Source organism: Stenotrophomonas sp. YJH_SMC_73, from assembly GCF_059370155.1.
In genome coordinates this window covers 73,934-89,543 of the sequence record NZ_JCAFTJ010000004.1, presented here as the reverse complement: position 1 = coordinate 89,543, position 15,610 = coordinate 73,934, and the positions used below count along the sequence as shown (strand labels likewise).

Here is a 15,610-nt window from a genome sequence, read left to right as displayed (position 1 = left end):
CTCAGAACGGCTTGGCCAGCACCAGCCACACGATCGGAATGAACGCCAGCAGCGGGATCTCATTGATCCAGCGCAGCGCGCGCGACGACGGCAGCGCCCGGCCCTTGGCCACGCCCTTGAGCAGGCGGCCGGTCCAGCCGAAGTACACCAGCAGCACCACCACCAGCCCCAGCTTGGCGTGCAGCCAGCCGGCAGCTCCCGGCGCCACCATGGTCGGGAAATCGGGGATGACCTTGTAGCCCAGCCACAGCACCAGGCCGAGCAGGAACGCCAGGCCGAACATCGAGTGGCCGAAGCGGTACAGGCGCAGGCCCATCAGCTGCAGGCGCTCGGTCACCGCCGGCTGGCCCGCGGTCTCGGCCAGGTTCACCAGGATGCGCGGCAGGTAGAACACCGTGGCCATCCACGCCACCACGAACACGATGTGGAAGGTCTTGACCCAGTAGTAGCTCTGCATGCGCTCGCTCCGGCGGCTGGCGTAGGTTGGCGGCCATTCTCGCATGCCGTGGCGAAGCCGCCGCAGGCACGCCCGCCGCGACACATCGACGCATGGCGCGCCGCAACACCGTACGATAGGCGCCGTTTTCCCCGATCGCGCACCGCCCCATGGACAAGACCTACGACGCCGCCTACTTCCAACGCTGGTACCGCCGTGCCGACATCGGCGGCAGCGCCCGCCTGGCGCGCAAGGTGGCGTTGGCCGTGGCCAGCGCCGAGTACTACCTGGAGCGGCCGATCCGCAGCGTGCTGGATATCGGCTGCGGTGAAGGCGCCTGGCGCGCGCCGCTGCTGAAGCTGCGTCCGAAGGTCGAATATCTCGGCTTCGACAGCAGCGAGTACGCTGTGCGCCGCTACGGCAGGACCCGCAACCTGCACCTGGCCCGCTTCGGCGACTTCGCCTGGCTGCGGCCCTGCGCCCCGGTTGACCTGCTGGTGTGTTCGGACGTGATGCACTACGTGCCCGACCGCGAGCTGCGTGCAGGACTGGCCGGCGTGGCCGAGCTGACCGGCGGCGTGGCCTTCCTGGAGACCTTCGCCGCCGAGGACGCGTTCGAAGGCGACCACGACGGCTTCCAGGCCCGACCGGCGCGCTGGTACCGCCGCACGCTGGCCGGCCAGGGCCTGCAGCCGGTAGGGTCGCACTGCTGGCTCGGCCCCGCCCTGGCAGGCGATGCGGCCGCGCTGGAACGGATGTGAATCCGGATTCATTATTTTCAGCCGGCTTAACCTGCGGGACACCCGGATGGGATATGCTGCGCGGCAACATATGACCATACATATTCGGTCGTCATGCTCTATCAACTGCACGAACTGACCCGCAACCTGCTCGCCCCCTGGGTGCACCAGGCCCAGGCCAACGCCAGGTTCTTCGCCAACCAGGGCCACTGGTGGTCGCAGATGCCCGGTGCTGATCGCCTGGCGGCGGTCAATGAACTCTTCCACCGCATCGGCAAGGATTACGAGAAGCCCGAGTGGGGCATCAACGAAATCGACGTCGATGGCGAGCGCGTGCCGATCGTCGTGCACGAGGAAGTGAGCAAGCCGTTCTGCAAGCTGCTGCGCTTCAAGCGCCACAGCAATGAAGCCGACCAGCTGCACACCATGCTCAACCAGCCGTTCGTGCTGGTGGTGGCGCCGCTGTCCGGCCACCACGCCACGCTGCTGCGCGACACCGTGCGCACGCTGCTGCGCGACCACCGCGTGTACGTCACCGACTGGGTCGACGCGCGCATGGTGCCGGCCAGCGAAGGCGAGTTCGGGCTGGATGACTACATCGCCTACATCCAGGAGTTCATCCGCCACCTCGGCGTCGAACGCCTGCACGTGGTGAGCGTGTGCCAGCCGACCGTACCGGTGCTGGCCGCGGTTTCACTGATGGCCAGCCGTGGTGAACCGACGCCGCGCACGCTGGTGATGATGGGTGGCCCGATCGATGCGCGCTGCAGCCCGACCGCAGTGAACAACCTGGCCACGCAGAACCCGCTGTCGTGGTTCGAGAACAACGTCATCCACACCGTGCCGGCCAGCTATCCGGGTGCCGGCCGCCGCGTGTACCCGGGCTTCCTGCAGCACGCCGGCTTCCTGTCGATGAACCCGAGCCGCCACTTCAGCTCGCACTGGGATTTCTACACCGACCTGGTCAAGGGCGACCTGGAAGACGCCGACGCGCACCGTCGTTTCTACGACGAGTACAACGCGGTGCTGGACATGCCGGCCAGGTACTACCTCGATACCATCCGCGTGGTGTTCCAGGACTTCCTGCTGCCGCGTGGCGAGTGGGTGGTCAACGGCGAGAAGGTCGATCCGTCGGCGATCCGCGATACCGCGCTGCTGAGCATCGAAGGCGAGCTGGACGACATCGCCGGCCTTGGTCAGACCGAAGCCGCGCAGGCGCTGTGCACCGGCATCACTGCGGACCGCCGTGAGCATTTCATCGTCGAAGGTGCCGGCCACTACGGCATCTTCAGCGGCCGTCGCTGGCGCGAGGTGGTGTACCCGAAGGTGCGCGACTTCTTCGCCGCGCATGCCGAAGCCCCGGCGGCGAAGGCCGCGAAGAAGAAGAGCAACGTCACCCCGTTGCGGCGCAAGGCGGGGTAACTCGCCTCTGGCGTGTGCCGACCTTGGTCGGTACGCCTTGGTAGATGCCAACCTTGGTTGGCGCTCTACCGTGAATCCCTGCAGCTGATGGATCGTGCCAACCTAGGTTGGCACCTGCCAAAGCAAAGCCCACCAAACGTCCCGACGCTGATGGCTTGTGCCAACCAAGGTTGGCACCTGCCGAAGCATGTGCGCCCGCTTACAACCGCACCAGCAGGTTCTTGGCAATCAGCCCATGCAGCTTGCCGATGCCGCGTGCCAGGTGCATCGTCAGCACCAGCAGCAGTGCGCCCGCCGCAGCAACCGCGATCGCCACCAGCGGCGAGGCCGCCATCGGCAGTACATTCACGTCGTTGATGTACACGCCGGGGATGTCACCACTGAAGATCGCCGCGACCGGCGCCCAGATCAGGCTCAGCGACAGCGAGAGCAACGTCACCGCGATGGTGAAGTAGATGATGCCCAGCGGCAGCATCAGCACGAAGTACAGCAGGGTCAGCCAGGTGCGCCCGTCGGTGAACATGTCGCCGATGCGCTGCAGCCAAGTGCGGCTGCGGTCGGTGTAACGCGGGCGGCGCGGCATGCGCTCGCCCAGCAGCGCTTCCACCAGCCGTCCTTCCAGCAGCGCCAGCCCGCGCACCGAGCCGAAGAACAGCACGGTCAGCGGAATGCCGATGATCAGGATCAGCAGGCCCAGCGACAATGACAGGCCGGTCACCACCCAGGTGAAGAAGAAGATGCCGGTGGCCAGCGACAGCAGCATGTAGAACAGCGCACCGTAGGTGTGCGGATCGGTCACCACGCCGAAGAAGCGCGCCAGCAGCGAACGCTGCACCGGCGCCTGCGGCGGTGCGGCCGGCTCGACGCCACTGGCTTCCGCCGCTGCACGCAGCATCGGCGCGGTATCCGCACGCGGCGTACGCAGCGCGCGGTTCACCGTCACTTCGGTCTCGCGGTAGATCTCGGCCACTTCGTCCGGCGCGCCATAGCTGCCGGCAACATCGGCGATCACCTCGGCCTCGCTGCGGCCGGGCTGCGCCGCCAGCTCCGAGCGCAGGTATTCCTCGGCGTCGTACAGCGCGTCCTGCACCATCGCCGGATCGGCGCCTTCCAGCGCCGCGCGCAGCTGCGCCAGGTACTGCGGGATGGTCGTAGGCAGGGCGCGGCCTGCCAGGCTCGGGTCGTTCATTGCGGTACCCCCTCCAACACGGAATCGACGGAATCGCGGGTGGCCTGCCAGGCCTGGCGCCACTGCGCCAGCACCTCGCGGCCACGTTCGTTGATGCGGTAGTAGCGCCGCGGCGGCCCGCTGCTGGAAGGTTCCACATGGCTTTCCAGCAGGCCGGCGCCCTCCAGGTTGCGCAGTACCGGGTACAGCGCGCTCTGCTTGCCGCTCAGCACGCCCTCGCCCACCCGCTCCAGCTCCTTGGCAATGAGGTAGCCGTACAGCGGCTCCCCGGCCCGGGCCAGCACCGCCAGCAGGGCCAGCGACACCGTTCCGGCGCTGAGCTCCTTCTGGAACTTCTTCAGGTGGACATCGTCCTCGGACATGACCGGCCCTCCACTACGTTGAAGTCCACAGTAGTGCGAAGTTCGGTATAGCGAATGTGTCGTTAGTCACTCTCCCGGTTGGCGCCGCTGCGCGGCTCGCGCAGAATCGAAGCCTCGTTCATGTTCCGGGGTTCCCATGCCGCACCGCCGTTGCCTTGCCCTGACCGCCCTCGCCCTGGCCTGCCTGCTGCCCGCCCTGGCCAGCGCGGCCACGCCCTACCGCAGCCCTCAGCAGATCCTCGACGCCTCGGCGGCCAGCGACTGGCGCACCCCGGACCCGGCCAACCTGCTGTACATGGACCTGCCGGCCGGTCGGGTCATCATCGAGCTGGCACCGCAGTTCGCCCCGCGCCATGTCGCCAACATCCAGACCTTCGCCCACGAGCATTTCTGGGACGGCACCAGCATCTACCGCTCGCAGGACAACTTCGTGGTGCAGTTCGGCGATGCCGACGCCGATGACGCAGCCAAGGCCAAGCCGTTCGGCAGCGCCGCGCGCAAGTTGCCGGCCGAGTTCGAGCGCGCCAGCGCCGGCCTGAAGGTCACCGTGCTGCCGGACCGCGATGGCTGGGCCGCGCAGACCGGTTTTGTCGACGGCTTCCCGGTCGGCCAGGACCCACAGGCCGGCAAGGCCTGGCTGGCACATTGCTACGGCATGCTGGGCGCGGGCCGCAGCAACGAGGAAGACAGCAGCATCGGTGCCGAACTGTACGTGGTGACCGGACAGTCGCCGCGCCAACTGGACCGCAACATCACCCTGGTCGGTCGCGTGCTGAAGGGCATGGAGCTGCTCAGCGCGACGCCGCGCGGGCCGGCGCCGATGGGCTTCTACACCGACCCGACACTGCGCACGCCGATCGTGTCGATCCGCCGCGCCAGCGACGTGCCGGCAGCCGAGCGCACGCCGATCCAGGTACTGCGTACCGACTCGAAGACCTTCGCCGATACGGTGGAGGCGCGGCGCAATCGCGTGGATGATTTCTACAAGCGCCCGGCCGGGCATATCGATCTGTGCAATATTCCGGTGCCGGTTCGCTGATGGTTTCCTGCGCGTGACGCGTGCTGAAGGTGCTTCACTGTTCATGGGCGTTACTTTTCTTTGTACGCAAAGAAAAGTAACCAAAAGAAACGCGCCGCCAGGTCGCGAGCCGCCGTGTTTCGCACGTCGGTCCCCTGCGCTTCTCGGTGAATCAGGGGACGGTGTGCACAAGGCAGCCGACTAGCAGTCGGCTCTACAGGACATCGGCACCTCTTCGCCCCTGATTCCCCTGCGATGCTCGGGTCGCTCAAGGCGGACCCAGTTCAAAGGCCACAGCTGCATCCAGAAGATCCACGCAATGCGTGGATGCTTTTGCTGTTGATCTTGACCTTCCAGTCCGCCTTGAGCGAGCCGAGCACCGCAGGTCTGGCGAGGGCGAAGAGGCGCGGGTGTCTGAGCGCAGCGAGTTCCCGCGCCGTCCCTCGACGGGCCGAGGAGCGCAGGGCACCGGTGCGCAGCACCGGCTCGCGGCCTGGCGGCGTGTTTCTTTGGTTACTTTCTTTGCACGAGCAAAGAAAGTGACACCTCTCCGCAGGCGTGGAAAAGAGCTGCCGGGCAGCGCCCGGCACTACCAGTGCGTCGGCGCGCTCAGCCCTTCTGACTCACCGCCACGCTCCCCAGAATCAACACACCGGCAATCAACATCTGCACCGTCACCGGCTCACCCAGGAACAACCACGCAAACGCCGCGCCGAACAGCGGAATCAGGTAGGTCACCGTCGACGCCCGCGACGGGCCGATACGACCGATCAGGCGGTAGAACATCAGGAACGCCATCCCGGTGCAGGCCACGCCCAAGGCAATCGCCGCGCCCCACGCCTTCAGCGGAATCGCCGCCTGCGGCCAGTGGGTCACCGCCATCGGCAACATCCACAGCGAGGCACACGACAGCGTTGCAGCAGCGGCCGCCGCCGAAGGCAGGCCGGTCATGTGCCGCTTCACCAGGTTCACGCCCAGGCCGTACAGCAACGAAGCCGCGGCACCAGCCAGCACTGCAGTGCCGATGCTCAGGCCCGAGACCTTGGCCGTGGCCAGTACCACCACGCCGGCGAAGCCGACCAGCAACGCGCCCGCGCGGCGCATGCCGATCTTCTCGCCGAAGAACAGGAAGGCGATCAGCGCGGCGAACAGCACGGTCATCGCATTGCAGATGGCGCCGATCGCCGCAGGGGCTCGCTCGGCCGCGTAGGCGAACAGCACGAACGGCAGCGCCGAGTTGATCAGCCCGATCGGTGCCAGCCACAGCCAGCGCCGCGGTGGGAACTGCGCGCGGGCACGCCACAAGAACGGCAGCAGCACCAGCGCGCCCAGCACCAGCCGCACCTCGACCAGCGCGAACGGACCGAACGACGGCACCGCCACCCGCATGAACAGGAACGAGCAGCCCCAGATGGCGCCCAGCAGGGTCAACTCCAGCGGTGTGCGCCAGTCGCGCTCGGCTGCCTGTGGGACCGCATTCATGCCTCGCCTCCGTCCATCGTCAATTCCTCGTCAAGGCAGACAGGATCGGGCGCAGACGCCTGCCGCACAAGCGCGTAGTATCGCTGCCAGCCACAAATATGGTTTGAGGCTCGACATGCAGCTACGCCCTTCCCTGCTCCCCGCACTGGCCGTGTTCGCGGTCGCCGCGCGCCACCAGAACTTCGCCCAGGCCGCGCAGGAGCTGCACCTGACCGCCAGCGCGGTCAGCCACCATGTGCGCCGGCTGGAAGAAGTGCTGGAAGTACGCCTGTTCCTGCGCCACGCCCGCGGCGTGCGCCTGACCGCCGAGGGCCGGCAACTGGCCGACGCCGCCAGCGCCGCCTTCACCGATGTCGCGGCCGTCGCCCATCACCTGCAGCCGGATGCCGACAGCGTGCCGTTGCGGATCACCACGCTGCGCTCGCTCTCCTACTGCTGGCTGCTGCCACGGCTGCCGCGCTTCACCCAGGCCCATCCGCACATCCGCATCGAGCTGCACACCGGCAGCGGCCTGGATCGCTACGACGACAATGGGCCGGAAGTCGGCATCCGCTACGGTCTGGGCCAGTGGCCGGGCCTGCGTGCGCAGCACCTGATGGACGACTACCTGTTCCCGGTGGCCTCGCCGGCGCTGGCCGGGGTCGAAGCACTGGTCGATCCGGCGCGCATCGCCGACCTGCCGCTGCTGACCGACCTGTCGCCGCAGGGCTGGCGCGACTGGTTCCGTCATGCCGGCGTGCGCCCGCCCTCGCCGCTGCCGCCGATGCACACCTTCGCCGACAGCACCGATGCGATGCGTGCAGCGGTGTACGGCATGGGCGCGGTGCTGGCACGTACCCACATCGCGCAGCCCTACCTGCAGCGCTACGAGGTGGTACGCCTGCCCGGCCCGGCGCTGAAGGCGCGCTATGCGTATCACGTGGTGCATGCCGAAGGACAACCGCCGAGCCCGGCCGCACGCCTGTTCATCGACTGGTTGCTGGAGCAGGCGCAGGACGAACGCACGCCGATTCCCGCATTGCCGGACAGCCTGCTCGGACGCCCGGCCACACGCGCCTGACTGCGCCCTCACCCGTTCTTTGCCCGGCGCTGGCTAGGCTGCAGGCAACTCCACAACGTACCTACGCCATGGCCATGCTGCGACTGCGCATCACCGGAACCGAAGACGACGCCCGCGCCATCAGCGACCTGCTGCTCGGCCTGGAGGGCATCGAACATGTCGAGGAAACCGACGACCTGATGCCGCACATGGACGACGACGATTCCAGTTCGGCCGGGCTGTCCGATGACATCGGCCCGGGCATCCACGAGCTGGAAGTGGAAGTCGGCAATGAAAGCACCGCGCAGAAGGTGCGCGACGCGGTGCAGGAACTGGCGCTGGAGCTGGATGTGTTCGTCGAGTACGAGACCGACGAGGGCTGACGCCGGCTCCCTGCCGGCATCAGCCGTCACCTCAGCGGGTGGGCGGCAGCGTGCGACGGCGGCGACGCCACCACGCCCGCACACCCCAGGCCACGACCAGGGCCAGCACACCCACCGGCAGCAACGCGGCGACGGCGCGGATCAGGAACGCAATGCTGCCGCTGAGGATGCTGCCCGACTCGCTCAGCGCCTCGCCGATCTCGCTGCGGCTGCGCTGGCCCGAGGTGGTGTCGAAGTGGATCGTCACCAGCTGGGTATCGATGCGCCGACGCTGCTGTGCGGCATCCTTGTTGGCCTGCTCGACGCCTGCTTCGATCTCCGACAGCCGCGTGGTGATCGCCATCAGGTCCTCGATCTTCAGGTCCTTGCGGTCCTGGTAGGACAACAGCCGCGCGTGTTCCTTCTCCAGCCGGGACTTGGTCAGCGCGGTGTCCGCTACTTCCTGCGCGAGGTCCTCCGCGCGCGTGTTGCGCGACTGCAGCGTGCCGCCCTCACCGGCCATCGCGATCAGCGGCTCGGTGCCCTTCGGCGCGATGCGCACCTTCACTTCACCGCTGGGCTGCTCGCCGCCGCGCTGGTCGACCTGCAACACTGCACAGTCGCCGAACTTCGCGCTCTGGCAGGCCTGGGCGATCTGCTGGATGCGCGGTGCGATCTGCGCCGCATCCAGCTGCACCTGCACGTCATGTTCGTAGGCCAGGAATGCGCCTTCCGGCGAAGCAACAGCGGCATCGGCCGCGATCGCGCCCGCCTCTGCAGCGCGCTCACCGTTCTTGGCGCAGGCTGCCAGTGCCAACAGCAGCACCGGCACTGCCAGCGTGCGCGTCCACGCGCACAGCGGCCTCACAGCGCGGCTCCGTTGTAGGAGGTCACCGAAAGACCGGCCAGATCGACCTGCGGCACGCAGCGAACGTTCACCGCCACCATCGGTGTGCCGGTACGCGGATCGATCGCTTCGCTGTAGGGGGCGATACCGCATTGGCGGCAGTGGTGGTGGTCGATATGCGCCTTGTTGAAGTGGTAGGTGGCCACGTCAGCCGGATCGGTGGCCAGCTGGAACGCCTCGCGCGGGGCGAACCACAGCAGGCTGCCGCGACGGCGGCACATCGAGCAGTTGCAGTCGATGACGTCGCTGATCGGCGCCTCGGCCTGTACGGTGAATGCGATCCTGCCGCAATGGCAGCTTCCCTGGTATTCCATGTCCTGCGCTCCTTTGGAGGGTCCTTGAAACCGCCCATGGTAATCCTATGGCACGGGGACAAAGCAGCGACGGGGCCCTATGCTCAGGGTTTGACCCCGTACAGGAATGCCGATGCGCCCGCATCTTCTTGCCCTCGCCCTGGTCGCTGCGCTGGCCGGTTGCCAGCCTGCCGACGCCCCGACCAACGCTTCCACCCCGGCCACCAGCCAGCAGGCCGGTGACGCGGCGGTCGATGCCGCCTTCGCCGATCTGTCCAAGCGCGCCCTGGACACCTGGATGCAGCTGTCGCCGGTCAGCGCCACCCAGATCGGTGACCACCGCTACGACAGCGAACTGGACGACCTGAGCGCCGCCGGCCAGCAGAAGACCGTGGCCGCCTACAAGGCGCTGCTGGGCGAGCTGGACAAGATCGAGGTGGCCAAGCTGGGCCGCGAGAACCAGGTGGACGCGGCGATCCTGCGCAACCAGCTGCAGTCGGAAATCTGGAACGCCGAAGTGCTCCAGTCCGGCAAGTGGGACCCGCAGCTGTACAACGGCATCGCCGGCAGCGCGATCTATGGCCTGATGGCCCGGGAGTTCGCGCCGCTGCCGGAACGCCTGAAGTCGGCGACCGCGCGCATGGAAAAGCTGCCGGCGATCTTCGCCCAGGCACGCGAGAACCTGGATCCGGCCCGCGTTCCGAAGATCCATGCCGAGACGGTGGCCAAGCAGAACAAGGGCATCCTCAGCATCGTCGATACCTTCATCACCCCGCACATCGGCGAACTGCCGCAGGCCGACCAGCAGCGCCTGCAGGCCGCCATCGACGGCCTGAAGAAGGCCGTGGACGAGCAGCAGACCTGGCTGGACAAGACCCTGGTGCCGAACGCCAAGGGCGACTTCCGCATTGGTGCGGAAAAGTACGACCAGAAGCTGAAGTTCGCGCTGAGCTCCTCGCTGTCGCGCCAGGAGATCGGTGAGCGTGCACGCGCCGAACTCAAGCGCGTGCGCGAGGACATGTACGGCATCGCGCAGACCGTACTGAAGGACAAGCCGGGTGCGCCGGAGATGCCGGCCCAGCCGACCGACGAGCAGCAGCAGAAGGCGATCGAGGCCGCACTGGAACTGGCCTACGCCGACAAGCCGGCGCGCGACAAGGTAGTCGATGATGCCAAGGCCGCGCTGGAGCAGTCCACCGCGTTCGTGCGCGAGCACGACCTGGTGACCCTGCCCGATGCGCCGGTGGACATCATCCTGATGCCGGAATTCCAGCGTGGCGTGGCCGTGGCCTACTGCGATTCTCCGGGCCCGCTGGACAAGAACCTGAAGACCTTCTACGCCGTGTCGCCGATTCCGGACGACTGGAACGAGAAGCAGGTCGACTCGTTCCTGCGTGAATACAACTCGCGCATGATCCACCTGCTGAGCATCCACGAAGGCACCCCGGGCCATTACCTGGAAGGCTGGCACTCGGCCAAGTTCCCCTCCACCCTGCGTGCGGTGCTGCGTTCGGGCCTGTTCGCCGAAGGCTGGGCGGTCTACACCGAGCGCATGATGCAGGAGCAGGGCTACCTCGACAACGACCCGCTGTTCCACCTGGTGCAGCTGAAGTTCTACCTGCGCACGATCTCCAACGCGATCCTCGACCAGGGCGTGCACGTGGACAACTGGGATCGCGAGAAGGCGATGCACCTGATGACCCACGACGCGTTCCAGCAGGAAAGCGAAGCGGCCGGCAAGTGGGTGCGCGCGCAGCTGACCTCGGCGCAGCTGCCGACCTACTTCGTGGGTGCGCAGGAACACTTCGACACCCGCAAGGCGGTGCAGGAAAAGCTGGGCGACAAGTTCAACCTGAAGGCGTACCACGACCAGGTACTGTCCTACGGCGCACCGCCGGTGCGTTTCGCACGCCAGCTGATGCTGGACCAGCCGATCGAGTGATCGAACCGGTGTGAGGTGAAACGGAGCGGCCCGGGCAAACCCGGGCCGTTCTGTTTGTGCAGCATCGCCACGCCATCGCCGCATCACATGCCGGCAACATGGCCGGGCGCATCGTTCGCCGGATTCCCCGTTCCGCCGGTTTCCAATGTCTCTCCCCTTGCTTCGCCTCGCCCTGCTGCCCACGCTGCTGGCCAGTGCGGGTGCCTTCGCTGCCTGCCCGCCGCCACCGGCGGGACAGCCCGACATCCGTGCCCTGGGCTACTACACCGACAAGGCCGGTTCGGTGATCGACCCGGTACTGCACCAGCAGAACAAGGACGCCACCGCGCCGCTGGACCGCTATGCCGCCGACGTGGCGCGCATGAGCGATGACTACCTGCGCACCGGTGACCGGGCGGCGGCGCAATGCACCCTGGCCTGGCTGGGTGCGTGGGCCGACGACGGCGCCATGCTCGGGCAGATGATCCGGGTCAACAACAACCAGTCGTTCTACATGCGGCAGTGGATGCTCGATGCGGTAGCGATGGCCTACCTGAAGGTGCACGACCAGGCAGATGCCCGGCAGCGCGCGCGCATCGATCCGTGGCTGCAGAGGCTGGCCCGGGCCAACCTGGCGTACTGGAACAATCCGAAACGGCGCCGCAACAACCACTACTACTGGGGCGGTCTGGGCGTGCTGGCCACCGGACTGGCCACCGACGACGATGCCCTGTGGCAAGCCGGCCACGCCGCCTTCCAGAAGGGCGTCGATGACATCCAGGACGATGGCAGCCTGCCGCTGGAGATGGCGCGCGGGCAACGCGCCCTGCACTACCACGACTACGCATTGGCGCCGCTGGTGATGATGGCCGAGCTGGCACGGCTGCGCGGCCAGGACTGGTACGCCAGCAGGGATCGCGCCATTGACCGCCTTGCCCGCCGCGTCATCGAAGGCAGCAAGGACCCTGCATGGTTCAACGAACACACCGGCGTTGCACAGCTGCCCCTGCAGGCCAGCGGCTGGGTCGAGTTCTACCGCTTGCGCTCACCCGATGGCGGCCTGTTCGATGCCGCGCATGCACGCGGACCGTTCCGTTCCCCACGGCTGGGCGGCGACCTTACGTTGATGGCTGCGCAGGGCATCGTGCGCACGCCGCCGCGATAGCCCCCTGTTTCAGCGACGGGCCCGCTGTAGCAGCTGCTGGAACTGCGCACGGCTGCAGCCCTGCCGGTCACAGCCCGGCAAGGGCAGTGCGACGCGTCCCGGCGGCTGCGCCTCGGTCAGCGGCACGGCATCGCGCAGCTGCGCGGTGGTCGGATAGACGTAGGCCAGGCGGAACCGCTCGCCACCGCCCTGGCGGTCACGCCAACGCTCGAACTGCAGCAGGCCACCGATCGGCGTCTTCTCGAACTGGCCTGGCAGGCTGTAGTCACCGATTCCTATCGCCGCCAGCACCGAACCGATATTGGAATCATGGCCGACCAGCAGGATCACCTTCGGCGACGCCGGATCACCGAACGACGCATCCACGCGCGCCAGCAGCGGAGCGGCCACGTCACGCGCCACCGCGGGTGTTCCGAACAGGATGTCCTGGTAGCGGTTGCGGATCTGCGCCAACGCCAGCCATTGGCCTTCCGTGTTCAAGCGGCCCCAACCTTCGCGCGGAACGCCACTTCCTTGGTAATGCTCCATCAGCAGGGCATCGACCAGACCGCTGGCCAGTGCCAGTGAACCCGAAGCGCGTGGCTCCTTGCCCGGCTCCGCATTGAAGGTCGTGTCGCCCAGCACCAGATGACAGTCGCTGCGCCCCGTACAGGCCGCCGACTGCGGGTAACGGGTGATTTCCTCCACCACGGACAGTGCGGGTGCCAGATCCGATGCTGTCAGCGCCTGCTGCATTGCCGCCAGCGCGCGCTTGCGGAATGCCGCGTCGTCGTTGTGGATCACCGGGTCGAACAGCGGATCCATCGTCCCCAGCGCCATGCGCTGTTCGACCGCAACATGGCAGCCCGGAAACGCACCGGCAATGAAGAACTGCGCGGTGGCCTGGGTACGCTGCAGGCTGTTGGCATGGGCGTGGAAGTCAGCCGGCTGCGGGCAACCCGACGCCGGCAACAATTGCGCCTGGCGCAGCCACTGGCCGATGTAGCGCCCCATGTAGACTTCCAGCACGCCGCCCTTGGTGGTCAGCTCGCCGGGGCCTACGTCCCAGCGTGGCCAGCGTTCCGGCGTGGCATGGGCAAGGGCGCCCGACGCCACCACCGGCGCGCGCAGGTTGTGGCGGCTGAGCAGGACGACCTGCTCGAGCTGGTCGCCTTGCACCGGTGTCGGTGCCGCAGTTGCGGCCGTGGTGGCCAGAATGAGTGCCAGCAACAAGGAGCGTACGGGTCGGATCATGCAGGTCTCCGGAAACACGTTGGGGTCAGAGCCCTTTCCTGCGGAAAGGGATCCGACCCCAAGGCATACGTGGCCAGGGTCGGATCCTGCTCGCAGAGAAGGCTCCGACCCCGAAAGCAATCATTGATCGGCGGCCACAAAACCACCGGTCTGCCGCGCCCACAGCCGTGCGTACAGACCACCGGCGACGATCAGTTCGGCGTGGCTGCCGGTCTCGACGATGCGGCCCTGGTCCATCACCACCAGCCGGTCCATGCGTGCGATGGTCGACAGCCGGTGCGCGATCGCGATCACCGTCTTGCCGCCCATCAGCTCATCCAGGCTGTCCTGGATCGCCGCTTCCACTTCCGAGTCCAGCGCCGAGGTCGCTTCGTCCAGCACCAGGATCGGGGCATCCTTCAGCAGCACGCGGGCAATGGCGATGCGCTGGCGCTGGCCACCTGACAGCTTCACGCCACGCTCGCCGACATGTGCGTCGTAACCACGACGCCCCTGCCCATCCACCAGCGTGTCGATGAAGGCTTCGGCACGCGCCTTGGCCACCGCAGCGCGCAACTGCTCATCGGTTGCGTCCGGACGACCGTACAGCAGGTTGTCGCGGATCGAGCGATGCAGCAGCGAGGTGTCCTGGGTGACCACGCCGATCTGCTGGCGCAGGCTTTCCTGAGTGACGTAGGCAATGTCCTGGTCGTCGATCAGGATGCGGCCGCTTTCCAGGTCGTACAGGCGCAGCAGCACGTTGACCAGGGTCGACTTGCCGGCACCGGAAGGACCCACCAGGCCGATCTTCTCGCCCGGCTTCACCACCAGGTCCAGGCCTGCGATCACGCCGCCCTTCTTGCCGTAGTGGAAGTGGATGTCCTGGAAGTGCACGCCACCGCGGGTCACCTGCAACGGCACCGCGTCCTCGCGGTCCTGCACGGTCAGCGGCTGGGCGATGGTGGTGATGCCGTCCTGCACCGTACCGATGTCCTCGAAGATGCCATTGATGGTCCACATGATCCAGCCGGACATGTTGTGGATGCGGATCACCAGGCCGGTCGCCAGCGTGATCGCACCGACGGTGATGTGGCCGCCATTCCACAACCACAGCGCGAGCCCGCAGGTACCGGCAATCAGGAAACCGTTGACGATGGCGATGGTCAGGTCCATGCCGGTGGTCACCCGGGTCTGCGCGCGGTGCTTGACCGCCAGTTCCTGGATCGATTCGGCCACATAGGCCTGCTCGCGCCCGCCATGGGCGAACAGCTTCAACGTGGGAATGTTGGTGTAGCCATCGACGATGCGGCCCATCGCCTTGGAACGCGCTTCGGACGCAATCCAGGCCCGTTCCTTCGCGCGCGGCACGAAGTAGACCATGATCACCGCATAGGCCAGCAGCCACAGGATCAGCGGCACCATCAGCCGCCAGTCCGCCTGCGCGAACAGGTACAGCGCGGTGCCGGTGTAGACCACGATGTACCAGAGCGAGTCGACCATCTGCACCGCCGACTCGCGCAGCGAGGTACCGGTCTGCATCACCCGGTTGGCGACGCTGCCGGCGAAGTCATTCTGGAAGAAGCTCAGGCTCTGCCGCACCACGTAGTTGTGCATCAGCCAGCGCGAGCGGTTGCTCAGGCCGGGCACGATCGCCTGGTTGACCAGCAGGTTGTGAAGGCCGACCAGGATCGGCCGCGCGATGACCGTGATGAACAGCATCCAGCCCAGTTCATTGGCATGGCGCTTGAAGAAATCGGCCCCCGGTTGCTCGGCGACCATGTCGACGATGCGGCCCAGGTAATCGAACATCGCCACTTCCACCAGCGCCAGCAGCAGGCCGGCGATCAGGGTCGCCAGCAGCACCGGCCACACCGGGCGCAGGTAGTGCAGGTAGAACGGCAGCACCTTGCGCGGTGGCATGCGCCCATCCACGGGCGGGAACACCGGGATCAGGGATTCAAACCAACGGAACATCGCACTCCCTCGCCTCTTGCAAGCGGCGAAGTATCCCACGCCGGATGTGTACGCCAGCCGATGATCGCCGCCGCTCCGGTAGTGCCGG

Annotated in this window: 15 protein-coding genes; 7 read left to right on the top strand and 8 right to left on the bottom strand. The window is 67.0% G+C overall.

From position 1 onward, the window contains the following. Nucleotide 1 precedes the first annotated feature (1 nt). Nucleotides 2-457 carry a CopD family protein gene (locus AC5P8R_RS07700; protein WP_014646486.1) on the bottom strand — a complete coding sequence of 152 codons (456 nt, stop codon included), beginning with the start codon at nucleotides 455-457 and terminating at the stop codon, nucleotides 2-4. A gap of 149 nt (nucleotides 458-606) precedes the next feature. On the opposite strand from AC5P8R_RS07700, the gene AC5P8R_RS07695 reads away from it, so the two are divergent. Continuing rightward, nucleotides 607-1,197 (top strand): class I SAM-dependent DNA methyltransferase, encoded by a 591-nt coding sequence (locus tag AC5P8R_RS07695; RefSeq protein WP_032956833.1) that lies wholly within the window; start codon nucleotides 607-609, stop codon nucleotides 1,195-1,197. A gap of 93 nt (nucleotides 1,198-1,290) precedes the next feature. Further along, on the top strand, nucleotides 1,291-2,598 hold the full coding sequence (locus AC5P8R_RS07690) for a polyhydroxyalkanoate depolymerase (protein ID WP_014646484.1): 1,308 nt from the start codon (nucleotides 1,291-1,293) through the stop codon (nucleotides 2,596-2,598). Between the two features lie 199 nt (nucleotides 2,599-2,797). Here the strand turns inward: AC5P8R_RS07690 and AC5P8R_RS07685 are convergent, their stop codons facing one another. Together AC5P8R_RS07685 and AC5P8R_RS07680 are read right to left on the bottom strand one after the other, a co-directional pair. Further along, entirely contained in the window at nucleotides 2,798-3,787 is a 990-nt protein-coding gene (locus AC5P8R_RS07685; protein WP_329768028.1) for a sensor domain-containing protein, read from the bottom strand. After that, a complete protein-coding gene (locus AC5P8R_RS07680) occupies nucleotides 3,784-4,149 on the bottom strand; it encodes a PadR family transcriptional regulator (RefSeq protein WP_004150914.1) in 366 nt (121 codons plus the stop codon). The genes AC5P8R_RS07685 and AC5P8R_RS07680 overlap by 4 nt, the downstream gene beginning before the upstream one ends. A 136-nt stretch (nucleotides 4,150-4,285) precedes the next feature. On the opposite strand from AC5P8R_RS07680, the gene AC5P8R_RS07675 reads away from it, so the two are divergent. After that, entirely contained in the window at nucleotides 4,286-5,188 is a 903-nt protein-coding gene (locus AC5P8R_RS07675; RefSeq protein ID WP_075075656.1) for a peptidylprolyl isomerase, read from the top strand. 588 nt (nucleotides 5,189-5,776) lie between these two features. Here the strand turns inward: AC5P8R_RS07675 and AC5P8R_RS07670 are convergent. Continuing rightward, entirely contained in the window at nucleotides 5,777-6,649 is an 873-nt protein-coding gene (locus tag AC5P8R_RS07670) for an EamA family transporter (protein ID WP_164076962.1), read from the bottom strand. A 115-nt stretch (nucleotides 6,650-6,764) separates the two neighbouring features. Between AC5P8R_RS07670 and AC5P8R_RS07665 the strand changes: the two genes are divergently transcribed. Beyond that, nucleotides 6,765-7,709, top strand: a complete 945-nt coding sequence (locus AC5P8R_RS07665; RefSeq protein WP_014646480.1) for a LysR substrate-binding domain-containing protein — start codon at nucleotides 6,765-6,767, stop codon at nucleotides 7,707-7,709. Nucleotides 7,710-7,777: 68 nt separating this feature from the next. After that, on the top strand, nucleotides 7,778-8,071 hold the full coding sequence (locus AC5P8R_RS07660) for a hypothetical protein (protein ID WP_005408721.1): 294 nt from the start codon (nucleotides 7,778-7,780) through the stop codon (nucleotides 8,069-8,071). Between the two features lie 31 nt (nucleotides 8,072-8,102). Here the strand turns inward: AC5P8R_RS07660 and AC5P8R_RS07655 are convergent, their stop codons facing one another. Together AC5P8R_RS07655 and AC5P8R_RS07650 are read right to left on the bottom strand one after the other, a co-directional pair. Beyond that, the gene (locus AC5P8R_RS07655; RefSeq protein WP_495223229.1) at nucleotides 8,103-8,918 is read right to left on the bottom strand and encodes a DUF4349 domain-containing protein; all 816 of its coding nucleotides are present in this window, start codon (nucleotides 8,916-8,918) and stop codon (nucleotides 8,103-8,105) included. Beyond that, the gene (locus tag AC5P8R_RS07650) at nucleotides 8,915-9,271 is read right to left on the bottom strand and encodes a GFA family protein (RefSeq protein ID WP_014646478.1); all 357 of its coding nucleotides are present in this window, start codon (nucleotides 9,269-9,271) and stop codon (nucleotides 8,915-8,917) included. Before AC5P8R_RS07650 ends, AC5P8R_RS07655 begins: the two co-directional genes overlap by 4 nt. 112 nt (nucleotides 9,272-9,383) lie before the next feature. On the opposite strand from AC5P8R_RS07650, the gene AC5P8R_RS07645 reads away from it, so the two are divergent. Next, nucleotides 9,384-11,192, top strand: coding sequence for a DUF885 domain-containing protein (locus AC5P8R_RS07645; protein ID WP_032956825.1), 1,809 nt, complete (start codon nucleotides 9,384-9,386; stop codon nucleotides 11,190-11,192). Between the two features lie 145 nt (nucleotides 11,193-11,337). Beyond that, on the top strand, nucleotides 11,338-12,336 hold the full coding sequence (locus tag AC5P8R_RS07640) for a polysaccharide lyase (protein WP_495223228.1): 999 nt from the start codon (nucleotides 11,338-11,340) through the stop codon (nucleotides 12,334-12,336). Between the two features lie 9 nt (nucleotides 12,337-12,345). Here AC5P8R_RS07640 and agp read toward each other — a convergent pair whose 3' ends face one another. Both agp and smrA read right to left on the bottom strand, forming a co-directional pair. Next, nucleotides 12,346-13,569, bottom strand: a complete 1,224-nt coding sequence (gene agp, locus AC5P8R_RS07635; RefSeq protein WP_495223227.1) for a bifunctional glucose-1-phosphatase/inositol phosphatase — start codon at nucleotides 13,567-13,569, stop codon at nucleotides 12,346-12,348. A 120-nt stretch (nucleotides 13,570-13,689) separates the two neighbouring features. Continuing rightward, nucleotides 13,690-15,522, bottom strand: a complete 1,833-nt coding sequence (gene smrA / locus AC5P8R_RS07630) for a multidrug efflux ABC transporter SmrA (RefSeq protein WP_053495330.1) — start codon at nucleotides 15,520-15,522, stop codon at nucleotides 13,690-13,692. Nucleotides 15,523-15,610: the final 88 nt, after the last annotated feature.